This is a genomic window from Anaerorhabdus sp. (assembly GCF_036637135.1).
GTDB lineage: Bacteria > Bacillota_I > Bacilli_A > Erysipelotrichales > Erysipelotrichaceae > Anaerorhabdus.
In genome coordinates this window covers 15129-36234 of the sequence record NZ_JAVWNC010000021.1, presented here as the reverse complement: position 1 = coordinate 36234, position 21106 = coordinate 15129, and the positions used below count along the sequence as shown (strand labels likewise).

The following is a 21106-nucleotide window of genomic DNA, read 5'->3' as shown; positions in this document are numbered from 1 at the left end:
GATCACCGTCAGTTGTAGTGTCTGTTTCTTCTTCAGGTTGCAACGCAGGTTCTTCTTTAGGTTCATCAATAGGAAGATCCTTTGTTTCTTCATCTACTTTTGACTCTAAAGTCTCTTCTAATTCTATTTCTATAGTCATCTCTTGAATAGCCGGAGCGGAATTAGAATCTTGCGGAATATTAATCGAAGCATCCGAAATATAAACTCTTCCATCATATATTACCGCAATTGTTACAAATAATTCATTACCTTTGGCAGCATTTAGCCATCCTGTAGAAACGGTTGCCGGATCTACACTTGGATTTGTAGATGTTGTCCATCTCTTTTGAGATGGAACATTTATTCCAACGTAAGTGTCATTATCTTCTATAACTAATCCTGTTGCTAATTTTGTAGTAGTTTTGCCATCTTCATTATAATAATTTAAATGTCCACTCCAAAGTTTATTTTTAACCAAGGGATTATTATTTTTAGTCAATAACGGCTTAACATCACCATTTGAATCCTTATAGTAATAATACATAATAATGTCATTACCTATAATACTTGCAGCAGCACTTTTTTCTTCATCATTTCCATAAAATATTTTTGTATATGCGACTGTTAGTTCCGACTCATTTTTTACATTTGGAGCATCAAATGTAAAACCAACTGGTAAATCATACTTAACAACAATATTTTCACTCACTTGAGTATAAGTTACTTCTAAGTTCTTAACTCCCATTGTAGATTCTTTCTTATCTATTGTCATTCCTGCAGGTAACATAGCTTGTTGATCAACTAAATCTTTACCTACTAGATTCGCAATAGTTAATACACAATTATTTGCTTCAATTATCGCTTTCGCTGTATTACTAAATCCAAAATATGGCGATTTCTCCAAACTTGAAAATGCATAATCAATAAGAACATCATTCAATATTAATTTACTCTTATCATTTGCACCAGAAGTCGATATTCTTCCATATAATAATTCAACATTATTAAGGGTTGTTACTTTACCTGGATTACTCAAATAGATTGATCCAGCATATGTTGAAGTATCACTGTGCGGTTTAATTTTTGAATTACTTAATTCAAAATTATCTCCAATAACTTCTATCGCTTTGTTTGTTGCAACTTGTGTCTTAGGATCTCGTTGCGCAATGATTTCAACACCATCAATAAGTACATTATTACCTACTACGGTTATGAAATTCTGAGAAGAATGATTTCCATTTTCTGCATCTTCATTTGTTGTAATAATTGGATTACCTTCCCCAAATATCATAATATCATTTGAAATAATTGGCATAAACCAACCAGTTTGATTGGCATACATAATTGTTTCATTTCTTGGAAGTTCATATTTTCCATTTTTAATATTCCATATTTGGCTATCACTTTGATTTTTAATTGCTGAAATTAATTCTTCTGTATTATTTATTTCTACAACTTCATATGGATTTTTAATCAAATCCATTGAATTTCCGTTTGAAGTACAAGTAATTGTTGCGTTACTTGTATCAATATTATTCCTAATAAAATCTTGTGTTAATCGAGGGGCCATATTATCAATATAGAATGCACTTGAAATTTGCCCTGTTGTATCAATCAGTTTTACATCTCCCTTAAACTGAATTTTATCAAGGCCTCCGTCAACACGAATTAATTGTTGTTTTCTGCCATCCGCTATAGATGCTTCCGATTGTTTATTTGTGATTGTGCTATTCTCAATCAACATTACATTTGATTTAGCTTGATTCCCACCAAAAATATCATAGATATCATTATTGAATACTACTGTAGAAAAGTCGTTCGTTCTTCCCACCATGTTTTGTATACCAACAAGCGTACTATTTTTAATATTGTATTTTCCTTGTACTCCCCAAATATTGAATGCAGTCCATCCTTTAATTGTCGAGTTTACAACATCAATACTTAAGTCTGTTCGCAATGTGGATGCTCCCGCAGCACCCGCAACATTTACTGCATATTTAAATCCGAGAATCTCACTATTCTCGATTTTTACATTTCCTATACTATCAAATAATGATATACCTCTATTCCCTGCTGTACTTGCTATTTCAGTTGTATAGTTGACTTGTGAATCATAGTCAGTAACCTTACTATTTAAGATTTTACTATTTCTAATTAACAAGTTTACTGTTTGAGTATCTCCTTTGACTGCTGTTCCATCAAAAGTAATACCTCGATCACTTGACTTAATTTCTGAATCAACAATTGTTATAGATATATCTTTATCCTTTTTAACAAAAATACCTCGTGATATGTCTGCAGTTGCATTTATTTTAAGTGATTGTATTTCTAATGAAATTGATTCATTTACTGATATCACAACTTGATTATCACATGTAATTTGATATCCATTTCCATAAATTGAAAAGTTTTTATTGATATCAATTCCTTTTCCCAAATATTGAATATCTGAAGTTAATGTAATTGCATGTACTTTATCTTCACTTAATAAAGTTTCTAATGTAGCCGCATCATTTACATCGACAACAATTTTTCCAGTGAGCGTTTTTAATGAATTAATTGGTGTGTTAAAATCAAACACATTTCCATCTTCATCTACCCATAAAACCTTACTACCAGAATATACATCACTTCCTAATGTAACATCCGGTTTAGTAATTTTTTCACCCATCTTAACTGTTTGAGGGTCTACTGTATATCCGCCTAATACAAACGATACTGTGTAAGTCGGAATTGGTGTTGCAGTTGGTTGTGGTGCTGCAGTCGGTTCAACTGTAGGCACTGGTGTTTGTGTCGGCGCTACCGTTGGTTTAGGTGATGCTGTTGGTTGTGGTGTTGGTTTTACTTCAACAGTTGGTGATGGAGAAGGTTGAGTTGCTGCATTTGAAATTGGATTATCACTTACTGTTGTCGATTCAGCTTTTACTGTACCTGTAATATTATCTTTATTATTTGTAAATACTTGTTCTAGTTTTCCTTGTCCTGAAATATCAACTAATGTTTCTGTTGCTAAGCTACTAACAACAGCGTCTTTACCTAATGTTATCGATGTGTTTTGCGCACCATTAGTTATATTAAGGTTAGTTATTGTTGATTCAACTGCGATATTACTTCCTGCATTTACATCCAGTTGACTAATTGGCGATTTTACCGACATATCAATGGCTGCGTTAACTACTATTCCTGTTACTTTTGCATTTTCTTTAACATCAACTGTACTTCCAGTTGCTGACTGACTTACATTCAACGTCTTAACTGCACCACTAATATCGAGTATCGTTTCACTAGCTATCGAAAAATTATCTACTGATGAATTTTCAGAGATAACTATATGAACCGCTCCTTCTTTACGGTCACTTTCAACCGCATTTAAACTACAATTATCTACGTGGATGGAATTTTTTCCACCACCATTAATTATTAATTTTCCTTTTATATTAACGCCATCTAAATAGACATTACCATCACCAACTTCTTTGTCGATAATTAAGTCTTGCTCAAATGTCATATTTTTGATAGTTACATTCTGCCCTGTAATTTTACCTGAGTCATACTTTTCATTTTCATAAGTCTTTGACTCATCAAAAATCATGACCGATTCCTTTTGACCCGAATCTGTAGTTACTTCATCTTTTGGTTTAGAACTTGAACATCCTGTCAAAGATGCAACTAACATGAAAATACATAAAAAGTAAATACCAGTTTTTTTCATTTTCTTCTTCTCCCTTAAAAAAAATGCATACTTGAATTGCCAGTACACTGATATTACTTGTGCAACTGGCTACCATTTTACAGGCCCTTTAGCTTTGTGCCCCTACCTTTCGATAGGTTTACTCATAGGTTTATAGCTTAATTATAGCAACTAAAGTCAACTTATCAAGCAAGTATTGTTTAATACTCATTAATTTTAGTAAACTAATTCACCACAAAAAAGGCAATTTGTCAGATTGCCTTTTGATTTTTGGTTGCCACGCCTGTTTTATAATGAGGAATGATAATACAAAGAAGATGACGTTTCTTTATACATGAAGTTTTGCTAAATGCTTCTCGCTAAAACATTTAACACGAGGACAGGCTATGGCACGGGAGTGGACATTACAGGTATTGGTTTAATTCTGGGTATTTAGATCATACTAGGTAGTTGGACAGACACCAGGTATTTGTAAAATTCGATATTGACCTTTCGGTCTCATCTCATTTGTGAATCATATGAGAGATTCACCACATATAATTAATTCACTATCACTAGTTACTTCGATAAGCCTTTTGGAAATAAAATAAAGTGCGCCAGAATCCAGCACACTTTAAAAGTTTCCATTAGTGCAACTGGCTGCCATTTTACAGGCCCTTTAGCTTTGTGCCATCATCTTTCAATGATTTTACTTATTTTATTTTACAACCTTAGTATATCCTAAACACCTAACACAATGCAATACTTATACATTAAAAGAAAAGGAGCTGAATATCAGCTCCTACATGAATACATTAAATAAACTAAACGCAATGAATGAAACTATGTATGCAACTCCTGTTTGAAACAGAATACTTTCTAACGTAAATTTCCAACTACCACTCTCACTCTTAATTGTTGCGACTGCAGCCATACATGGACTATATAGTAGTGTGAATACCATGAATGAAATTGCACTCGCATGAGTGAACACTTGTGCTAACACAAGTTCTAACTCCGCATTAGTTCCAACTCCATAGACAACTGACATACTTGATACAACACTTTCTTTTGCGATAAATCCGCTCATAAGTGAGATAACAGATTGCCAGTTACCAAATCCAAGTGGTGCAAATATCCACGCAATTGCTTGACCGATATTACCTAAAATACTCATCGCTGGATCTTCAACCATTTGGAATGTAAAACTAAAATTAGTTAAGAACCATAAGAGTACTGTCATCGAAAAAATAATTGTTCCTGCTTTTGTTAAGAAGCCTTTTGCTTTTTCCCACATATGCATCATTGTATTTTTAAAGGATGGTAAACGATAAGGAGGCAGTTCCAATATAAATGTAGAGCCATCACCTTTAAATACAGTTTTTCTAAGAAGGAGTCCACAAACGATTGCGACTACAATCCCCAATACATACATTGCGAAAATTGCGACACCCGCGTTGGTAGGAAAGAACACTCCTGCAAATAACGCATACACAGGCAAACGTGCACCGCAAGACATAAATGGTGTTAGAAGCATTGTCATCTTTCGATCTTTTTCATTTTCTAACACACGAGTCGCCATGATTGCTGGAACCGTACAACCAAATCCCATAAGCATTGGAATAAAGGCTTTACCATTTAAACCAATTTTACGTAGCATACGATCCATCAAAAATGCAGCACGCGACATATATCCACTGTCTTCTAATATTGACAGGAACAAGAACAACAACATAATTTGTGGCATGAAAGATACAACACTTCCAACACCACCGATAACAGTAGTAACTAGATTAATAGCCCAATCACTTGCGCCAAGTCCAGCTAAACCATTCATTGACCATTCACTAAATAATTCTATACACGACTCCAAGAAACCTTGTAATGTCGAACCTAGTGGACCAAATGTAATCATAAAAATAATAAATAAAATCACAAAGAACATGGGTATCCCTAAATACTTATGTGTCAACAATGAATCAATGCGATCAGATCCACTCTTCATTTGCGCAACACATGGCTTACATAAACTACGAGATATAATTCCTTCTATTTCCATATAGCGTGTATCCGCTACAGCCATATCAATGTCTTTTTGATTTTTTAATACGCAAAAATCTTTTTGTATACTTTTAAGTTCTTCCAATTGTTTATCACTAAAATTTAATTCTTTACGAATTAATTCATCATTTTCAAGTAACTTAATTGAATAGAATTTATCATGAGTATGATCATGTCTTGTCTCTTCAACCAATACTTGTATACGATTCAATATATTTTCTGTTTGCACATCATAAGTATATGTAGAACTATTTGTATTGTGAATTAAACTATGAATTAACTCATTCATTCCTTCACCATTTCTTGCGCTAATTGGTACAACTGGTGTATTTAACTCTTTTGATAATTGTTGGATATTTAATTCAATATCTTTTTGATGCAACTCATCCATCATATTTACTGCAATAACCATGGGCAATCCCAATTCTTTTAATTGCATACTCAAATATAAATTTCTTTCAAGATTTGTTCCATCCACAATATTAATAATTAAGTCTGGATGTTCCTCCATTATAAAATCACGAGAGACAACTTCTTCAATACTATAAGGAGACATACTATAAATACCAGGTAAATCTACTAATGTAATTTCATGTTCCTCATAATTAAAAACACCAACTTTTTTCTCAATTGTAACCCCTGGCCAATTTCCCACATGTTGTTTAGACCCTGTAAGTTGATTGAAAAGAGTTGTTTTACCACTATTGGGATTTCCTACTAATGCTACTGTATGTTTCATGCAATTCTTTCCACCTTTATTTTCTTCGCTTCATCCTTACGAAGAGACAACTCATATCCTCTTAGATGAATTTCAATTGGATCCCCCATCGGCGCAATCTTTTTTATATGAATAATTGTATTAGTTGTGATACCCATATCAATTAAACGTTTACGAACCGGAGTATCGCCTTCAATTCCTATTACTTTTACTTGCTGATTAATAGCGCAATCAAATAATGTCATATGCTTACCTCCAACAATTTTATTTAACCCATAGTTAGTCTACCCTAACCGTTATAAAAAAACAAGAGATTTTATAAAAAAATATCAATTTCTTTTTCTCATGCTACACTTTTAAGTAGTTAAGAGAATTTACAAACTAGGAGGTATACCATGGAACACTTAATTCAAATCAACTCAACTTGTATTGGTTGTAATCTATGCATCATTGATTGTCCATCAAATAATATTATCTTAATCAATCAAAAAGCTTCGATTATTCAACAAAATTGTATTCACTGCGGTCATTGTGTCGCTATATGTCCAAAGCAAGCTGTATCAATCACCGGGTTCGATGATGAGCCCATCGAACTAACTAATCAACCACGCCTTGACCCAAACTTGCTTATGCAAGTTTATCAATCTGGTCGTAGTACTCGTAATTTCAAAGATACACATATTTCACAAGAGATTATTCATCAACTCATTGAAGCTGGTCGTTATTCACCATCCGCAACAAATGCTCAAGATGTTTCATATATTATTATTCAAAACAAAATAAATGAAATCGAAAACATCGCAATACATTTGTTCAAGAAATGCTTGCCGTTTGTTAAAATGTTCTATGCTCCTGCTAAAAGAATACAAATTGATAATCATTTCTTTTTCAAAAAAGCTCCCTTAGTTATCCTTATTGTTTCTAGAAACAATACAAACGGAATGATTTCAACCACAAGAATGGCACTTATGGCTGAATCACTTGGCTTAGGAGTTCTTTACAGTGGTTTCTTTACAATCGCAACCAAACTATCACGAAAGTTACGTCATCATCTTAAACTAAAATCTGGAGAACGTGTTGTAGCCACATTAGTTCTTGGTTATCCTCATGTTAATTATCATCGTACTACACAAAAAGAAGCTGTAAATATTACAGCTCTTTAGTGCATAATTCTATTGTACGAACACGCAAGTTTTGTAGAAATAAACGGTCATGGCTAATAACGATAATTGTTCCTTCAAACTTCGTTAATACATTTTCAATGATTTCGCAACTCAACAAGTCAAGATGATTGGTAGGTTCATCCAACAAAATACAGTTACATCCCTTTAGCATAATTTCAAGTAATTTCATTCTCACTTGTTCACCACCACTAAAACTTGAAATGTAGCGATACATATCAACTTGATAGAATCCAAACCAAGCAAGATATCTTCTTGCTTTTTCTTCTTCCAAATTACAGACGCGAATAAAGTAATCCAGTATTCGCTCAGATCCATTTTCAAATTGTATAATTTGTGGTAAGTATCCTACATCCACTGTTTGACCAAATGTGATTTCTCCTGAATATGGTAAGACTAAACCCAATAGCGTTTTAAATAATGTTGTCTTCCCTGTTCCATTTGGTGCAACAATTGCTACTCTTTCTTTTCGTTGTATTGTAAAATTCATTTCCTCACATAATGGTGTATCATAACCAATCACAAAATCTTTCGCAATCACTACATCCTTGCTACCTACTTGTGTACTCTTCAAATCAAAAGTTAATTTATTTCTAATCTCAATTGGTTTTGGTAACTTTTCAATTCGATCTAATCTTTTTTCTAATGCTTTAGCACGTTTAAAGAAATCCTCGTTATCTCCTTCGTGACCCCATTGTCGATATCTGCGAATCGCAAGTTTAATTTTTTGTATTTCTTTTTGTTGCTCTTCATAGTTCAATACAAGTTTTAAGAAACGCTCATGTCGTTGTACTCGATATTGATCATAATTACCATGATAGGTGACTACCATGCCATCCTCAATTTCATAAAATACAGACACAACATTCATTAAAAATTGTCGATCATGTGATACAAGTATCAGTGTTTTATTTGTCGTCTTGCAATAATTCTCTAACCATTCAATTCCATCCATATCCAAATGGTTAGTTGGCTCATCCAAACAAAGCACTTCATGATTTTCCAGTAATAATTGCACTAAAATTATTCTTGTTTTTTGTCCGCCACTTAAAGTATCAAACGATTGTTCCAACACATCATCAATGCCCAATCCCTTTGCATATGCTTCCAGTGAGTTTTCTAAGTCATACCCACCTGCATGTTCAAACTTAGCATATACTTTTGCATACTCATCGAGTATATGCTCATCAATTTCTTCATTTGCCATTTTATATTCTAATTCTTTGATTTTATTATAATAATTTTGGTAATGATGAAAACTCGACAAGATAAACGATCGACTTGTTTCCTTGTAACTTGGGAATACTTGTACCATATAACCAATACTCATTTCCTTTGGAATAAATACATCACCCGATTGATAATTTTCAATACCCGCAATGATTTTAAGTAAGGTTGATTTTCCACAACCATTCTCTCCTACGATTGCACACTTACTTCCCTTTACTATCTCTAGTGATAATTCATCCAAAACAATTTCACCAGTATATGACTTCATTAAATTATTAATTTGTATTTTCATTTTCTTATCCTCCATTAGTTTTGAAGGAATTGCATAATAAAAAGCTAAGTTAATAAAACCTAGCTTTAATTTAAACGACTATGGTTTCATCAATTCCTTCTATGATAGACGCACTCGTCCCTTGTTTAATAGAAGGTTTGTAAATGAAATTGTACGACAAAAAGCATCAAAATGATTTACATTATTTTCATTCAAATGTTGTTGTGTACAAATACTCATCGTCTTCACCACCTTGTTACGATATAAAGATTATACCACGCTACCTAATCTATTTGTCAATTATAAATCGATATGAACACAATCATCTTTTGCTTTAATCATGCGATAAAAACTTGCGGTGGTCATGTACATATAGGGTCCACCATATAAACCAAGAATACCAAAGGTCAATGCTGAACCTATAATCCACAAGATAAACGATAAGTGAATAAAAAACAAATCAAATTTATGTCCATCCATAAGTACTCTACTTTCGGATATCGCATCAATTGCAGACATTTCAGGATTATCTTTCAAAATGTAGGGAGCCAGTATGTATGAATACGTTTTAACAATACCTGGAATAACCAGTAACAACAACCACCCAAATATTAGAAGTGAATTGATGAATGCAAATCCAATTACTCTACCGTATTGATTGAACCCTTCAAATACATCTGTAAATTTTACTTTTATTCCATCTACAATATCCACCGTTAACCATTGAAATCCAATTTCAAATGGACTAAGGATAAACAACATAAGAATAACCATGAAGATATTATCATATTTAATACGTAAATAATTCAGTGCCCAAATTATAAGGGCACATACAAACATAATTCCCAAATAGGGTTTCATTAATTCTTTTGCACGCCTTTTTAATTGTTTTCCATCCATATAGATACCTCACTTATCCTAAGTATACCATAGCTATTGATGTTAACTATTTCGTATCATATATGAAATTATTATTTTACTAAATCGTGTTTATCTTTTGATTCAATGCCTTAACTTGCATCCTAATATTCATATACTGTGCAAACCAAATTACCATATAAATAAGTAAGAAAATTGCAAAATATATAATTATTGATGATACCTTATGATCCATCCAGTAACAAATATAGGCAGCTGGAAAGGTACAAAGTGATGTACACGCAAGATGTGTCATCGTTTGGCGAAGTAAACTCCACTTCTCTATTTTAAACACAAGTGGCGCAACTCCCCACGCAGCTCCATAAATCATCGAAACAATTACTTGTATCACAACTGCATTTAATTGATTACCGTATGCTACTTCCATTTCCAATGCAACAGGATAATAACTTCCATCATTCACTACCAAAGAAATAAATAGTGGAACTATAAAACTAATAGATACACCAATAAATACCCCAAGTACTGCTTGTAGTAAGAATCTCTTTTTCATTTTATATACCTAACACTTTCTTTATTTTAGAAACATATCTTCTTGATACAAACGTAGATTCACCATTCTTCATTTTGACATGAATTGTACCTGAATATTGCAAATCAAAATTAGATACTTCTTTTAGATTAATAATTTCTGAATTTGATATTCTAACAAATCGTTTTGGATCCAGTTTACTTTCACATTCATATAACCGAAGTCGCAAAGTATACTCACCTTTTTTTGTACTAGTAACCACTTTGTTATCTTCGGTATAAATCCGAATGATCTCATCTTGTTGGATTAACCGAACACCACTATCATGAAATCCTGATAAAAGTTCTACTTCAGGTTTTTGAATTCTTGTTAATAGTTGTTGAACCTCATCATTCATTGTTTGTGTAATAATCATCAATCGCAATTCTTGACAACTTGGATCAATTTCTACCTCTACCTTCATATTCTTCACCCCTTTACTTATATACAGTATATGTATTTGCAAAATAAAAACCACTTTTTTTAAGTAAGTGGTTCGTTTGAGATTCTATTCGGTTAATTTAGTCTTCCAATATGATTTCACTGATAAACCATTGTTCTTGAAACCATGTCTCTTTTTCTATTTCTTCTTTTGTATACTTTTTGCCCGCAGGTGCTACCACCCATTTGTCTTCAAGATCATCTTTGCGATGAATCATTGCGATAACTTCACCAACAAATGTATCCACTGGTTCATCAACACCTAGTACGTAAACATCTTGGTATTCTCCATCATTCGCAACAATACCTTCTACATAACCATAATTAACTGGATAAATGAATCCATAAACCGGATGTTCACTTCCTAATGGACGATCCATTGTAACTTTTACTACATCACCAATCATGCATACCTCCTATAAGAAAATACTCATCAACCCTGCAAACATCGATAGAAGCATGCAGAAGATGATAAACAGTAATGTATACTTCATAATATTTTTACTCATTTATTTTCCACCTTTTTCATCATAACTGTATCAAGAATTTTAAAATATTCAACTTCTAAATTAAATTTCGACCCTGGATGTGTTGCCCAAACTTGTGTTATTCCAATTAATACACAGAATGCAGCGTGCATTAAACTCTTCGGATCTCCCATATTTTCAATCTCTCCACGCTCTTGTGCTTTTCTAATAAAACCCATTTGCATATTAAGGAAAGGTTTTCCTTCATCAAAATCTTCTTTTTCTCTTTGTTCTTCAAAAGATACTGTTAATCGTGCAACTAAAATCTTCTTTACGATATCTTTCCCACAGTTTTCAAAGTGGCGTATTCGTTTCTTTAGTATTTCACAATACTGTTCATAAGGACTATCTAACATCATAATTTTTGCAGCTTCTTCTGATGAAAGTTCATCCGGTAAGGTCATAACTGTTTTAAGTAGACCCTCTTTTGATGCAAAATAATAGTAGAAGGTATGTTTAGATATTCCGCAAACTTCACATATGTCATTAATCGTTACATTATCAAAACCACGCTCTTTAAACAAGGTTAGCGCGTTACGACGAATTTTGATTTTTGTGCTGTTATCTGGTCTCATTGTACTTACCTCATCATGCAATATACCACAGTTCTATTACTTCCGCAATATCAAAGTATAAACTCGTTTACATTTTTATATTACCGTGGTAATATATTATCACTCTAAAGAAAGGAGTGTACCATGTTTAAATTATTATTAAAATATTGTAAACCTTACATTTTATCGATAATTGTTATCCTCGGACTGGTTTTTGGACAAGTACAAGCAGAACTAGCTTTACCTGATTATATGTCTAAAATCGTTACCGATGGTATTCAGTATGGTGGAATCGTAAGCAGTGCACCAGATATTATGAGTGAAGATACAATGAATAAAGTCTTACTTTTATCAAATGATGCTGATAAAAGTATCATTCAATCTTCTTACACTTTAATAACTGGAGAAGACGAAACTGTACTTAAGGATTATCCTGGGGTTAATGTTAATCGTTTTTATGTACTAAATAAAGATGACCATTCCAAGGTAGAAGCCGTTATCGCTAAACCATTATTACTAATTCGCACATTATCTAGTGAAGAAGCAATTAAAAAAATGAATCTTCCTGAGGGTGTTGATATTTGGCAAGCTATCCAAGCAAATCCAGAAATGTTAGCTAAAATGGAATCCAAGATTGAAGAGGGTATGGCAAGTTATTCTGAAGAAAATATTCAAAGTGCTGCCAAAGTCATGGTTAAGCAAGAATACCAAGCATTAGGTATAAATACTGACTCCATTCAATCCAACTACATCTTTAAAGAAGGATTCTTGATGTTAATCATTGCCTTAATTGGTGCAGCCTTCGCAATTGCAGGTGCCTTCTTATCAAGTAAAACAGCTGCAAAAGTTGCCCGCGATACACGTAAAGATGTATTCACGAAAGTTGAGTCATTCTCAAGCAATGAATTTGGTAAGTTCTCAACTTCTTCATTAATCACACGTACAACCAATGATATTCAACAAATACAACAAGTATTCACAATGATGCTTCGTATTGTATTGTATGCACCAATTATGGGAGTTGGAGCTTTATTGAAAGTAATTCAATATCCTAGTATGCTTTGGATTTTGGGATTAGTTATTGGTGTCATTATGGTTGTATTAATCACAACCTTCACATTTACACTTCCTAAATTCAAAATTATCCAAAAACTAGTAGACCGTTTGAATCTTGTTATGCGCGAATTCTTAGATGGTATGTTAGTTATCCGTGCTTTCAACACACAAAAACATGAAGAAAAACGTTTTGAAAAAGCAAATACAGATATTACAAAAGTAAACTTATTTGTTAATCGTACGATGGCTAGTGTTATGCCAGTTATGAACTTCATTATGAGCTCTGTCATGGTATTAATTGTGTGGGTTGCTGCAAAACAAATTGATTTAGGAACCATGGACATTGGTTCTATGATGGCCTTCCTACAATACACAATGCAAGTACTTATGAGCTTCATCATGGTATCAATGATTGCGATCATGTTACCTCGTTCATCTGTTTCAGCTGTACGTATTCTTGAAGTACTTAATACTAAACCATCTATTCATGATCCAGAACATCCAAAAGCAGTTCCTACAACGAATGGAGAAATTTGTTTCAACCATGTTTACTTCAAATATCCACGTGCAGAAGAATATGTATTAAAAGATATTACTTTCTCTGCAAACCCTGGCGAAACAGTTGCGTTCATTGGTAGTACAGGTTCTGGTAAATCAACTCTTATTAATTTATTACCTCGATTCTTCGATGTAACTGAGGGTGAGATTACATATGGTGGTATCAACATTAAAGATTTCACACAACATGACTTACGTAATCAAATTGGTTATGTACCTCAAAAAGGTGTCCTCTTCTCTGGTGATATCGAATCTAACTTACGCTATGCAGATGAAAATGCAAGTGAAGAAATGATTCAAACTGCAATTGATATATCACAATCAAAAGAATTCATCGAAAGCAAACCAGAAGGTCTTCAAACACCAATTGCTCAAGGTGGTACAAACGTATCTGGAGGACAAAAACAACGTTTATCAATCGCTCGTGCGATTACAAAGAATCCAAATATTTATGTGTTTGATGATTCATTCTCAGCACTTGACTATAAAACAGATTCTAACTTACGTGCTGCACTTGGTCACTTTACCGCAAAAACAAAGAGTACCGTATTTATCGTAGCTCAACGTATCAGTACAATTCTTAACGCAAACAAAATTATTGTATTAGACCAAGGACAAGTCGTTGGTATGGGAACACATGGGGAGTTATTAAAAACATGTGAAGTATATAAAGAAATTGCATATTCTCAATTAAGTAAGGAGGAACTAGAACATGGCAGACAATAAAACAGCTGTTCCTCAAAGAAAAGGCCCTATGGGTGGACCTGGCGGCGGTCCTGGCGCAATGATGGGAACTGGTGAAAAGGCAAAAGATTTCAACAAGACAATGTCAAATTTCATCGGTTATTTAAAACCATTCTATGTACCTATCTTCGCCGTATTATTCTTTGCGATTGGTAGTACCGTATTCACAATTCTTGGACCTAAGATTTTAGGTAACGCTACAAATGAACTTGCAACTGGACTTATGAGTAAGTTTTCAGGTGGCGCAGGAATCGATTATGCAGCTATCGGTAAAATCTTATTATTCTTATTAGGTATTTATGTATTGAGTGCACTATTATCCTATGCACAACATTGGATCATGTCAGGTATCACTCAAAAGGTTTCATTCAATCTTCGTAAAGAATTATCTGAGAAGATTAATCGTATGCCTCTTAAATACTTTGATACAAAAACTCATGGTGAAATTTTATCTCGAGTTACAAACGATATTGATACAATCTCACAAAGTTTAAATCAATCACTACAACAAGTACTAACTTCTATGGTAACTATTGTTGGTATCTTCGTTATGATGCTTACCATTAGTTGGGAAATGACATTAATGGCATTAGTTGTAATTCCTTTATCAGGTATTGCGGTTAGCTTGGTTGTTAAACGTTCACAAAAGTTCTTCAAGGCTCAACAAACAATACTAGGTAGTGTTAATGGACACGTTGAAGAAATGTATGGTGGTCACTTAGTTATGAAAGCATTTAATGGTGAAGAACGTTCTATTAGTGAATTCACTGAACTTAACGATAAACTATTCAATGCTGGATGGAAAGCGCAATTCTTCTCAGGATTAATGATGCCAATCACAAGTTTTATTGGTAACTTAGGTTATGTTGGTGTTTGTATTCTCGGTGGATTCCTTGCGATACTTGGTCGAGTAGATATTGGTAATATCCAAGCCTTCATCCAATACGTAAGAAGCTTTAACCAACCAATTACACAAACAGCTCAAATCATGAACGTACTCCAATCAACTGCAGCTGCTGCTGAACGTGTATTTGAATTCTTAGATGAAAAAGAGGAAATCGAAGAAACAAAAAATCCAATTTCTATTTATGATGAAAATGGAAATCTCAATATCAAAGGTGAAGTATCATTCGAGAATGTTCACTTTGGTTACAACCCAGACAAGATTATTATCCATGACTTCAGTGCCTTTGTAGGCGCTGGTAAACAAGTTGCGATCGTAGGTCCTACTGGTGCTGGTAAAACAACCATCGTGAAACTATTAATGAGATTCTATGAATTGAATAGTGGAACAATCTATGTTGATGGTCATGATATTAAAGAGTACTCACGCAATGACTTAAGAAGTTTATTTGGTATGGTACTTCAAGATGCATGGTTATACAATGGCACAATCATGGAGAACATTCGCTATGGTAATTTACATGCAAGTGATGAAGCAGTCATGAAAGCAGCAGATGCTGCATATGTTGATCACTTCATCCGTACATTAGAAGATGGTTACAATACTGAAATCAACGAAGAATCTACAAATATATCACAAGGTCAAAAGCAATTACTTACAATTGCTCGTGCCTTCTTGAAAGATCCAAAGATATTGATCCTTGATGAGGCAACATCATCCGTAGATACTCGTACAGAATTATTAATTCAAAAAGGTATGGAAAACCTAATGAAAGGTCGTACATCATTCGTTATCGCTCACCGTTTATCTACAATTCGTAATGCAGATTTAATCTTAGTTATGAAAGATGGAGATATCGTTGAAGTTGGTAAACATGAAGAACTACTTGAAAAAGGTGGATTCTACTCTCAACTTTACAACTCACAATTTGATGAGGGTGAAGAATAAAAATTATTGATATTAGCATTAATAAGTATTGGTGGCGCTGCTCCTTAAAAGAGCTGTGCCACCTTTTTTGTATTATACTTTTTCTCCATCTATCAAAACTCAACGGAGCGTTTGTTGAAAATATTCTAAATACTAATTACACTAAACATGGAGGTAGTTGCTATGGATTGTAACAAAGTAGGTAAACTTATTTTTAGTTTACGCAAAGAAAAAGAAATGACGCAAAAAGAATTGGCTGACGCTATGAATATTAGCGATAGGACAATCTCTAAGTGGGAACGAGGGATAGGATGTCCCGATATTTCACTTCTACAAGAACTATCCGATATTTTAGGAGTAAATATTGAGAAAATTTTAATCGGTGATTTAGTGCCTAATCAAAACGATAAAGGGAATATGAAAAAGATAAACTTCTATATCTGTCCTATCTGTGGAAGCGTTCAATTCGGTACAGGAGAAGTGGAAATATCATGCTGTGGAAGAAAGCTAGCACCTTTGATTTCTCACAAAGCAAATTCATTACACGAAATAAACGTAGCTGAAATCGAGGGAGAATTTTATATCACAGTACAACACGAGATGACAAAAACACATTTTATTTCATTTGTAGCCTGTGTATCATTAGATAGATTACTTTTTGTAAAACTTTATCCTGAACAAACAGCTGAAATACGTATTCCAAAAATGATTGGTAGCGATATCTATTTTTATTGCAATCGTCATGGGCTAATGAAAAAAGAAAGAATACGCGTGTGAATTTAAACCCATCCACAACATTGTTTACTACATAACAAAATTAGGTGTATCGTCATTTTGACAATACACCTAATTTCATTCTTATTTATGCACTGCTCCCATAATTATTTTTTTAACTTCTTCAAATTCAATCGGACTATAATTTAATCTTTCTACACAACTACAGAAACTTTGCGCACTTGCATCTGAATAAATATTACAACCATGAACATGTCCAAAGATATTCGCATACGGCATGTTTTTATTTATATAAACAGGTTCGTGCGACAAAATCCAAAAGTTATTGAGAATAATTGGAAATCGATACGCATTCACAAATCCCATTTGACGATAAACACTTTCATCTTCTTCGTCATGATTGCCCATGACTAGATATTTCTTACCTTTTAATTGACTTGTTATTTCTTTTGAATGTTCAAAATCATAAAAACTATAATCACCCAAAATGTATACCACATCATCTTCTTGAATGATTTCATTCCAGTTCTGAATTATCGTATCATCCATTTCATCAACTGATTCAAAAGGACGGCTTTCATAATTAATAATCTTTTGATGTCCAAAATGTGTATCCGCAATAAAATAAATTTTAGACATGTTGTAGCTCCTGAATAACTTGAGGTACCTCTTTAAAAGAAGTTATTGTATCTTCTTTTATCTCTTCCATTCCTTTATCACCAAAACGATTAATAATGACATATTTGATGCCAAATCGTTTACTACCAATCGCATCATCATAATAGTTATCACCTACAAACAAACACTCTTCTTTTTTACAATTTGCCTTCTTTAGTGCATGTTCAAATATTCCTATTTCTGGTTTCTCACATTTAACTTCAGATGAAATCACAAAGTCATCTAACTTTTCATCTAAATTAAGACTCCTTAGCACACTTCTACAAGATTCATCCCAATTTGATACTAAGATAATCTTAATTCCTTGTTCCTTAATTTTATCAATCGCAGATAGAACTCCATCAAATAATTCCCATTTCAGTCCTTTTGTTTTTACATATTCTCTATATTTATTTACATATTGTCTTGGTTCATCTTCAATACCCAAATAGTAGTTAACCATCGCGATGTATATATCCATATAGTTACTACTCTTCATCATAAACAACTTTGAGAAATAATGCATGATATGTTTATCTGCTAAATGAAATGCATAATCTACTTCCTCTAAATCATATTTATATCCATATTCTTCCAAAACATTTTTATAAATCATATGTTTATTATTGAATGTTAAGGTATACCCCAAATCTACAAATACTGTTTTAATCATTTTACTCTCCTAATTTAAACTCTAAAATGGCATTTTCAATATTCCATTTTAAATCTTCATTACCATAATATTTAAATTCATCTTTTGTTCCTAGACATGCACAATAGTAATTCTTACCTCTTTCAATAATTTGACGACGATAATGAACATGTCCTGATATGATGTGTTTTACATTTTCACTTAATGTTAAATTGAATAAACTTTCACTTCCTAAAAAAGCATTAAAATAATCCCACATCTTCATGTTTTTATGTACTTTAAATCCTGGATGATTAATCATATGCGTCATAAAAATCAAATTATATTTTTTTAATGACTTCATGGATTTTTTAACTTCTTTGATTTGATGATCATGAATCTCTATATCGCTTTTATCTTTCTTAATGCGTATTGAGTCTTGCCAAGTTCGTCTCATGTATTTCTTCTTCATAAATTGATTGATACTAAATTTAGTTGATCCAAAGCTATAATCATACCATCCCGTATCTCCTACTATTGCCCAATGATCACTTATGATTTTGTATCCGTTTAAATAACTAGGACATTGACGTAGCTTTTTACGTACTTCAGCCATCGTTTTTAGATCTGTATTTTCTTGCCAATAGTCATGATTACCTGCAACCCAGATAAGTTCTGTATCAATCTTATTTTCTAATTCACTTATGAATTTTAGTGATGTATCTGTATCACTAGAGATATCACCACCTATTAGAAAGTAATCATATTTTCTTTTAATTATTACCTTAGATAGTTCATTCATTATTTCTTCATAATCATTTTCATCAACATGAATATCGGATAATGTTCCTACTTTTTTCATTTTACGCTTCCTCTATGCAATGACATTGCACAAAATGTGCTTGTTGGATTTCTCGACGTTCTGGTTTAGTTGATTTACATTTATCACAACGTTTCACGCAGCGGCTATAAAATTTGCATGCAGCTTTATCATTCATCGAATCACTGATTTCACCTACAACATCATTCTTTGTAGCGGATTCATCTTCACTGTAAAAAGATGATTCAAACAACATCTTTGTATAAGGATGTTTGTGATGATGGAAGATGTCATCAGCGCTTCCTTCTTCTACAATTTCACCTAAATACATTACGATGATGCGGTCACTGATGTGGTAAACAACGTTTAAATCATGAGAGATAAAGAGGTAAGAAAGATTGGATGTCGTTTGAAGTTCCTTCAATAAATTTAATATTTGAGATTGTACTGATACATCTAACGCAGATACTACTTCATCCGCTACGATTAATTCTGGTTCCATTAATAACGCAAGTAAAATAGCGATTCTTTGTTTTTGTCCTCCTGATAACTCATGAGGGTAACGACTTAGATAACTTTCGTTCAATCCTACTTTTCCCAAATTACCCATGATAATTTCGGTTCTTTCTTTTTCATCCCTAATCCCTTTTGCACGAAGGCACTCATCGAATACTTTCCTAATTTTAAATCGCGGATTTAATACACCATTAGGATCTTGAAATATCATTTGTATCTTATGTCGCAAATTACTAAAATCCTTATTACTCATTTTACTGATATCTTGATCTCTAAATAGTACTTGCCCATCTGTTGCATCAAGTAGTTTAACAATGATTCTACCCAGTGTGCTTTTACCACAACCACTTTCACCAATTAATCCTACAACTTCATTATGTCCAATCTTGATTGTTACATCATTCAAAGCATAAAATTCTTCTTTATGCATTCCGCGATTACGTACTGGATATTTTTTAACTAAATGATTTACAGTGAGTAAGTTTGTTGTATCAGTCATACAAATCTCCTTTTCTCTGACAAAGTATTTGATGTGTTTCTGAAATATTTGTATACACAGAAACATCTTGATAATTCATACATTTACGATTACAGCGATCTGCAAATAAACATTGATTATCTTTTGGTCTATCCTCAACCGATGGCACAGTACCTGCAATACATTCTAATAACTTCCCTTTTGAAGCAATTGAAGGAATTGATTTCATAAGACTTAATGTATAAGGATGTCGAGGTTTTGATAATACTTCTATACATCTTCCTTTTTCAACAACCTTTCCAGCGTACATAACCAAAATGTTATCGCACATTTTACGAATTACATTTAAATCGTGCGAGATAATGATGATACTCATTTGCATTTCTTCCTTTAAATCCAAAAGTAAATTTAAAATTTGTTGTTGCGTTGTTACATCCAATGCTGTAGTAGGTTCATCCGCAATTAACAGTTTTGGTTTACATGCAATCGCAAGTGAAATCATAACTCTTTGTCTTTGACCACCTGATAACTCATGCGGATATTTATTGTATGTCATTTGCGGGTTTGGAATTCTTACCTTTTCAAATAGCTCAAGTACTTTTTCTTTCGCTACTTCCTTGCTCATTTTCTTTCTTTTTGTAAATACTTCTTCAACTTGGTGCCCTACTTTGATTAATGGATTTAAACCTGAAATTGAATCTTGGAAGATCATCGCAATTTCATTACCGCGTAAATCATTGAATTGCTTATCATCCATTTCACTAATTCTTTTTTCATTAAACCAAATATCACCTGTACTTTTTACATTAGGTGCAAGTAGTTTCATGATAGCTAAATTTGTAATACTTTTTCCACAACCACTTTCTCCAACTAATCCTAGAACTTGGCTATGCCCTATAGAAAAAGATAGTTGATTAACTGCATTAAATACTTCTTTTCCTTTATGTATATTTACACTAAGATTTTCGACTCTTAATATTTCTTCCATCTTATGCTCT

Annotated in this window: 17 protein-coding genes, 1 pseudogene and 2 riboswitches; of the genes and pseudogenes, 4 read left to right on the top strand and 14 right to left on the bottom strand. The window is 33.0% G+C overall.

What is annotated here, in order from left to right:
- The 3 genes and pseudogenes from RR643_RS05660 to RR643_RS05650 form a co-directional block, all read right to left on the bottom strand.
- Positions 1 to 3691 (bottom strand): annotated as a pseudogene (locus tag RR643_RS05660) (hypothetical protein); the annotation flags it as partial.
- Positions 3692 to 3748: 57 nt separating this feature from the next.
- Positions 3749 to 3824, bottom strand: a riboswitch (cyclic di-GMP riboswitch).
- 473 nt (positions 3825 to 4297) lie between these two features.
- A riboswitch (cyclic di-GMP riboswitch) is annotated at positions 4298 to 4373 on the bottom strand.
- Positions 4374 to 4451: 78 nt separating this feature from the next.
- A complete protein-coding gene (feoB, locus tag RR643_RS05655) occupies positions 4452 to 6449 on the bottom strand; it encodes a ferrous iron transport protein B (RefSeq protein WP_332470024.1) in 1998 nt (665 codons plus the stop codon).
- On the bottom strand, positions 6446 to 6673 hold the full coding sequence (locus tag RR643_RS05650) for a FeoA family protein (protein ID WP_332470023.1): 228 nt from the start codon (positions 6671 to 6673) through the stop codon (positions 6446 to 6448). The genes feoB and RR643_RS05650 overlap by 4 nt, the downstream gene beginning before the upstream one ends.
- A gap of 150 nt (positions 6674 to 6823) precedes the next feature.
- Between RR643_RS05650 and RR643_RS05645 the strand changes: the two genes are divergently transcribed.
- Positions 6824 to 7591 carry a nitroreductase family protein gene (locus tag RR643_RS05645; protein ID WP_332482628.1) on the top strand — a complete coding sequence of 256 codons (768 nt, stop codon included), beginning with the start codon at positions 6824 to 6826 and terminating at the stop codon, positions 7589 to 7591.
- On the opposite strand, the gene abc-f is transcribed toward RR643_RS05645, so the two are convergent.
- From abc-f to RR643_RS05615, 6 genes are all read right to left on the bottom strand, one after another.
- Entirely contained in the window at positions 7578 to 9131 is a 1554-nt protein-coding gene (gene abc-f / locus RR643_RS05640; RefSeq protein ID WP_332482627.1) for a ribosomal protection-like ABC-F family protein, read from the bottom strand. The genes RR643_RS05645 and abc-f overlap by 14 nt on opposite strands.
- Before the next feature lie 279 nt (positions 9132 to 9410).
- Complete coding sequence (locus RR643_RS05635) at positions 9411 to 10010, bottom strand: DUF975 family protein (protein WP_332482626.1); 600 nt, start codon at positions 10008 to 10010, stop codon at positions 9411 to 9413.
- 79 nt (positions 10011 to 10089) lie between these two features.
- Entirely contained in the window at positions 10090 to 10542 is a 453-nt protein-coding gene (locus RR643_RS05630) for a DUF3021 domain-containing protein (RefSeq protein ID WP_332482625.1), read from the bottom strand.
- 1 nt (position 10543) lies between these two features.
- Positions 10544 to 10984: a LytTR family DNA-binding domain-containing protein gene (locus tag RR643_RS05625; RefSeq protein WP_332470019.1), complete on the bottom strand. Its 441-nt coding sequence runs from the start codon at positions 10982 to 10984 to the stop codon at positions 10544 to 10546.
- 97 nt (positions 10985 to 11081) lie between these two features.
- A complete protein-coding gene (locus tag RR643_RS05620; protein WP_332470018.1) occupies positions 11082 to 11408 on the bottom strand; it encodes an inorganic pyrophosphatase in 327 nt (108 codons plus the stop codon).
- Between the two features lie 98 nt (positions 11409 to 11506).
- Positions 11507 to 12103 (bottom strand): TetR/AcrR family transcriptional regulator, encoded by a 597-nt coding sequence (locus RR643_RS05615; RefSeq protein WP_332470017.1) that lies wholly within the window; start codon positions 12101 to 12103, stop codon positions 11507 to 11509.
- Positions 12104 to 12226: 123 nt separating this feature from the next.
- Between RR643_RS05615 and RR643_RS05610 the strand changes: the two genes are divergently transcribed.
- From RR643_RS05610 to RR643_RS05600, 3 genes are all read left to right on the top strand, one after another.
- A complete protein-coding gene (locus RR643_RS05610; RefSeq protein WP_332482624.1) occupies positions 12227 to 14422 on the top strand; it encodes an ABC transporter ATP-binding protein in 2196 nt (731 codons plus the stop codon).
- Positions 14409 to 16292 (top strand): ABC transporter ATP-binding protein, encoded by a 1884-nt coding sequence (locus RR643_RS05605; protein ID WP_332469989.1) that lies wholly within the window; start codon positions 14409 to 14411, stop codon positions 16290 to 16292. The genes RR643_RS05610 and RR643_RS05605 overlap by 14 nt, the downstream gene beginning before the upstream one ends.
- A 162-nt stretch (positions 16293 to 16454) precedes the next feature.
- Positions 16455 to 17048 (top strand): helix-turn-helix domain-containing protein, encoded by a 594-nt coding sequence (locus RR643_RS05600; protein WP_332482623.1) that lies wholly within the window; start codon positions 16455 to 16457, stop codon positions 17046 to 17048.
- A gap of 81 nt (positions 17049 to 17129) precedes the next feature.
- Here the strand turns inward: RR643_RS05600 and RR643_RS05595 are convergent, their stop codons facing one another.
- Genes RR643_RS05595 through RR643_RS05575 form a run of 5 tightly spaced genes read right to left on the bottom strand, consistent with a single transcriptional unit; the run spans position 17130 to position 21096 of the window.
- Entirely contained in the window at positions 17130 to 17645 is a 516-nt protein-coding gene (locus RR643_RS05595) for a metallophosphoesterase (RefSeq protein WP_332469991.1), read from the bottom strand.
- On the bottom strand, positions 17638 to 18336 hold the full coding sequence (locus RR643_RS05590; protein ID WP_332469992.1) for an HAD family hydrolase: 699 nt from the start codon (positions 18334 to 18336) through the stop codon (positions 17638 to 17640). Before RR643_RS05590 ends, RR643_RS05595 begins: the two co-directional genes overlap by 8 nt.
- 1 nt (position 18337) lies before the next feature.
- Positions 18338 to 19156: a metallophosphoesterase gene (locus RR643_RS05585; RefSeq protein WP_332482622.1), complete on the bottom strand. Its 819-nt coding sequence runs from the start codon at positions 19154 to 19156 to the stop codon at positions 18338 to 18340.
- A gap of 1 nt (position 19157) precedes the next feature.
- Positions 19158 to 20129, bottom strand: coding sequence for an ABC transporter ATP-binding protein (locus tag RR643_RS05580; protein WP_332482621.1), 972 nt, complete (start codon positions 20127 to 20129; stop codon positions 19158 to 19160).
- A complete protein-coding gene (locus RR643_RS05575) occupies positions 20122 to 21096 on the bottom strand; it encodes an ABC transporter ATP-binding protein (protein ID WP_332469995.1) in 975 nt (324 codons plus the stop codon). The genes RR643_RS05580 and RR643_RS05575 overlap by 8 nt, the downstream gene beginning before the upstream one ends.
- Between the last annotated feature and the right edge of the window lie 10 nt (positions 21097 to 21106).

Bases quoted from the DNA above. Each gene is read 5' to 3' on its own strand.
- RR643_RS05590 (WP_332469992.1), bottom strand. From the start codon at position 18,336: ATGATTAAAACAGTATTTGTAGATTTGGGGTATACCTTAACATTCAAT.
- RR643_RS05580 (WP_332482621.1), bottom strand. From the start codon at position 20,129: ATGACTGATACAACAAACTTACTCACTGTAAATCATTTAGTTAAAAAA.
- RR643_RS05585 (WP_332482622.1), bottom strand. From the start codon at position 19,156: ATGAAAAAAGTAGGAACATTATCCGATATTCATGTTGATGAAAATGAT.
- abc-f (WP_332482627.1), bottom strand. From the start codon at position 9,131: ATGAAAATACAAATTAATAATTTAATGAAGTCATATACTGGTGAAATT.
- RR643_RS05600 (WP_332482623.1), top strand. From the start codon at position 16,455: ATGGATTGTAACAAAGTAGGTAAACTTATTTTTAGTTTACGCAAAGAA.
- RR643_RS05620 (WP_332470018.1), bottom strand. From the start codon at position 11,408: ATGATTGGTGATGTAGTAAAAGTTACAATGGATCGTCCATTAGGAAGT.
- feoB (WP_332470024.1), bottom strand. From the start codon at position 6,449: ATGAAACATACAGTAGCATTAGTAGGAAATCCCAATAGTGGTAAAACA.
- RR643_RS05635 (WP_332482626.1), bottom strand. From the start codon at position 10,010: ATGGATGGAAAACAATTAAAAAGGCGTGCAAAAGAATTAATGAAACCC.
- RR643_RS05615 (WP_332470017.1), bottom strand. From the start codon at position 12,103: ATGAGACCAGATAACAGCACAAAAATCAAAATTCGTCGTAACGCGCTA.
- RR643_RS05610 (WP_332482624.1), top strand. From the start codon at position 12,227: ATGTTTAAATTATTATTAAAATATTGTAAACCTTACATTTTATCGATA.
- RR643_RS05625 (WP_332470019.1), bottom strand. From the start codon at position 10,984: ATGAAGGTAGAGGTAGAAATTGATCCAAGTTGTCAAGAATTGCGATTG.
- RR643_RS05645 (WP_332482628.1), top strand. From the start codon at position 6,824: ATGGAACACTTAATTCAAATCAACTCAACTTGTATTGGTTGTAATCTA.
- RR643_RS05575 (WP_332469995.1), bottom strand. From the start codon at position 21,096: ATGGAAGAAATATTAAGAGTCGAAAATCTTAGTGTAAATATACATAAA.
- RR643_RS05605 (WP_332469989.1), top strand. From the start codon at position 14,409: ATGGCAGACAATAAAACAGCTGTTCCTCAAAGAAAAGGCCCTATGGGT.
- RR643_RS05650 (WP_332470023.1), bottom strand. From the start codon at position 6,673: ATGACATTATTTGATTGCGCTATTAATCAGCAAGTAAAAGTAATAGGA.
- RR643_RS05630 (WP_332482625.1), bottom strand. From the start codon at position 10,542: ATGAAAAAGAGATTCTTACTACAAGCAGTACTTGGGGTATTTATTGGT.
- RR643_RS05595 (WP_332469991.1), bottom strand. From the start codon at position 17,645: ATGTCTAAAATTTATTTTATTGCGGATACACATTTTGGACATCAAAAG.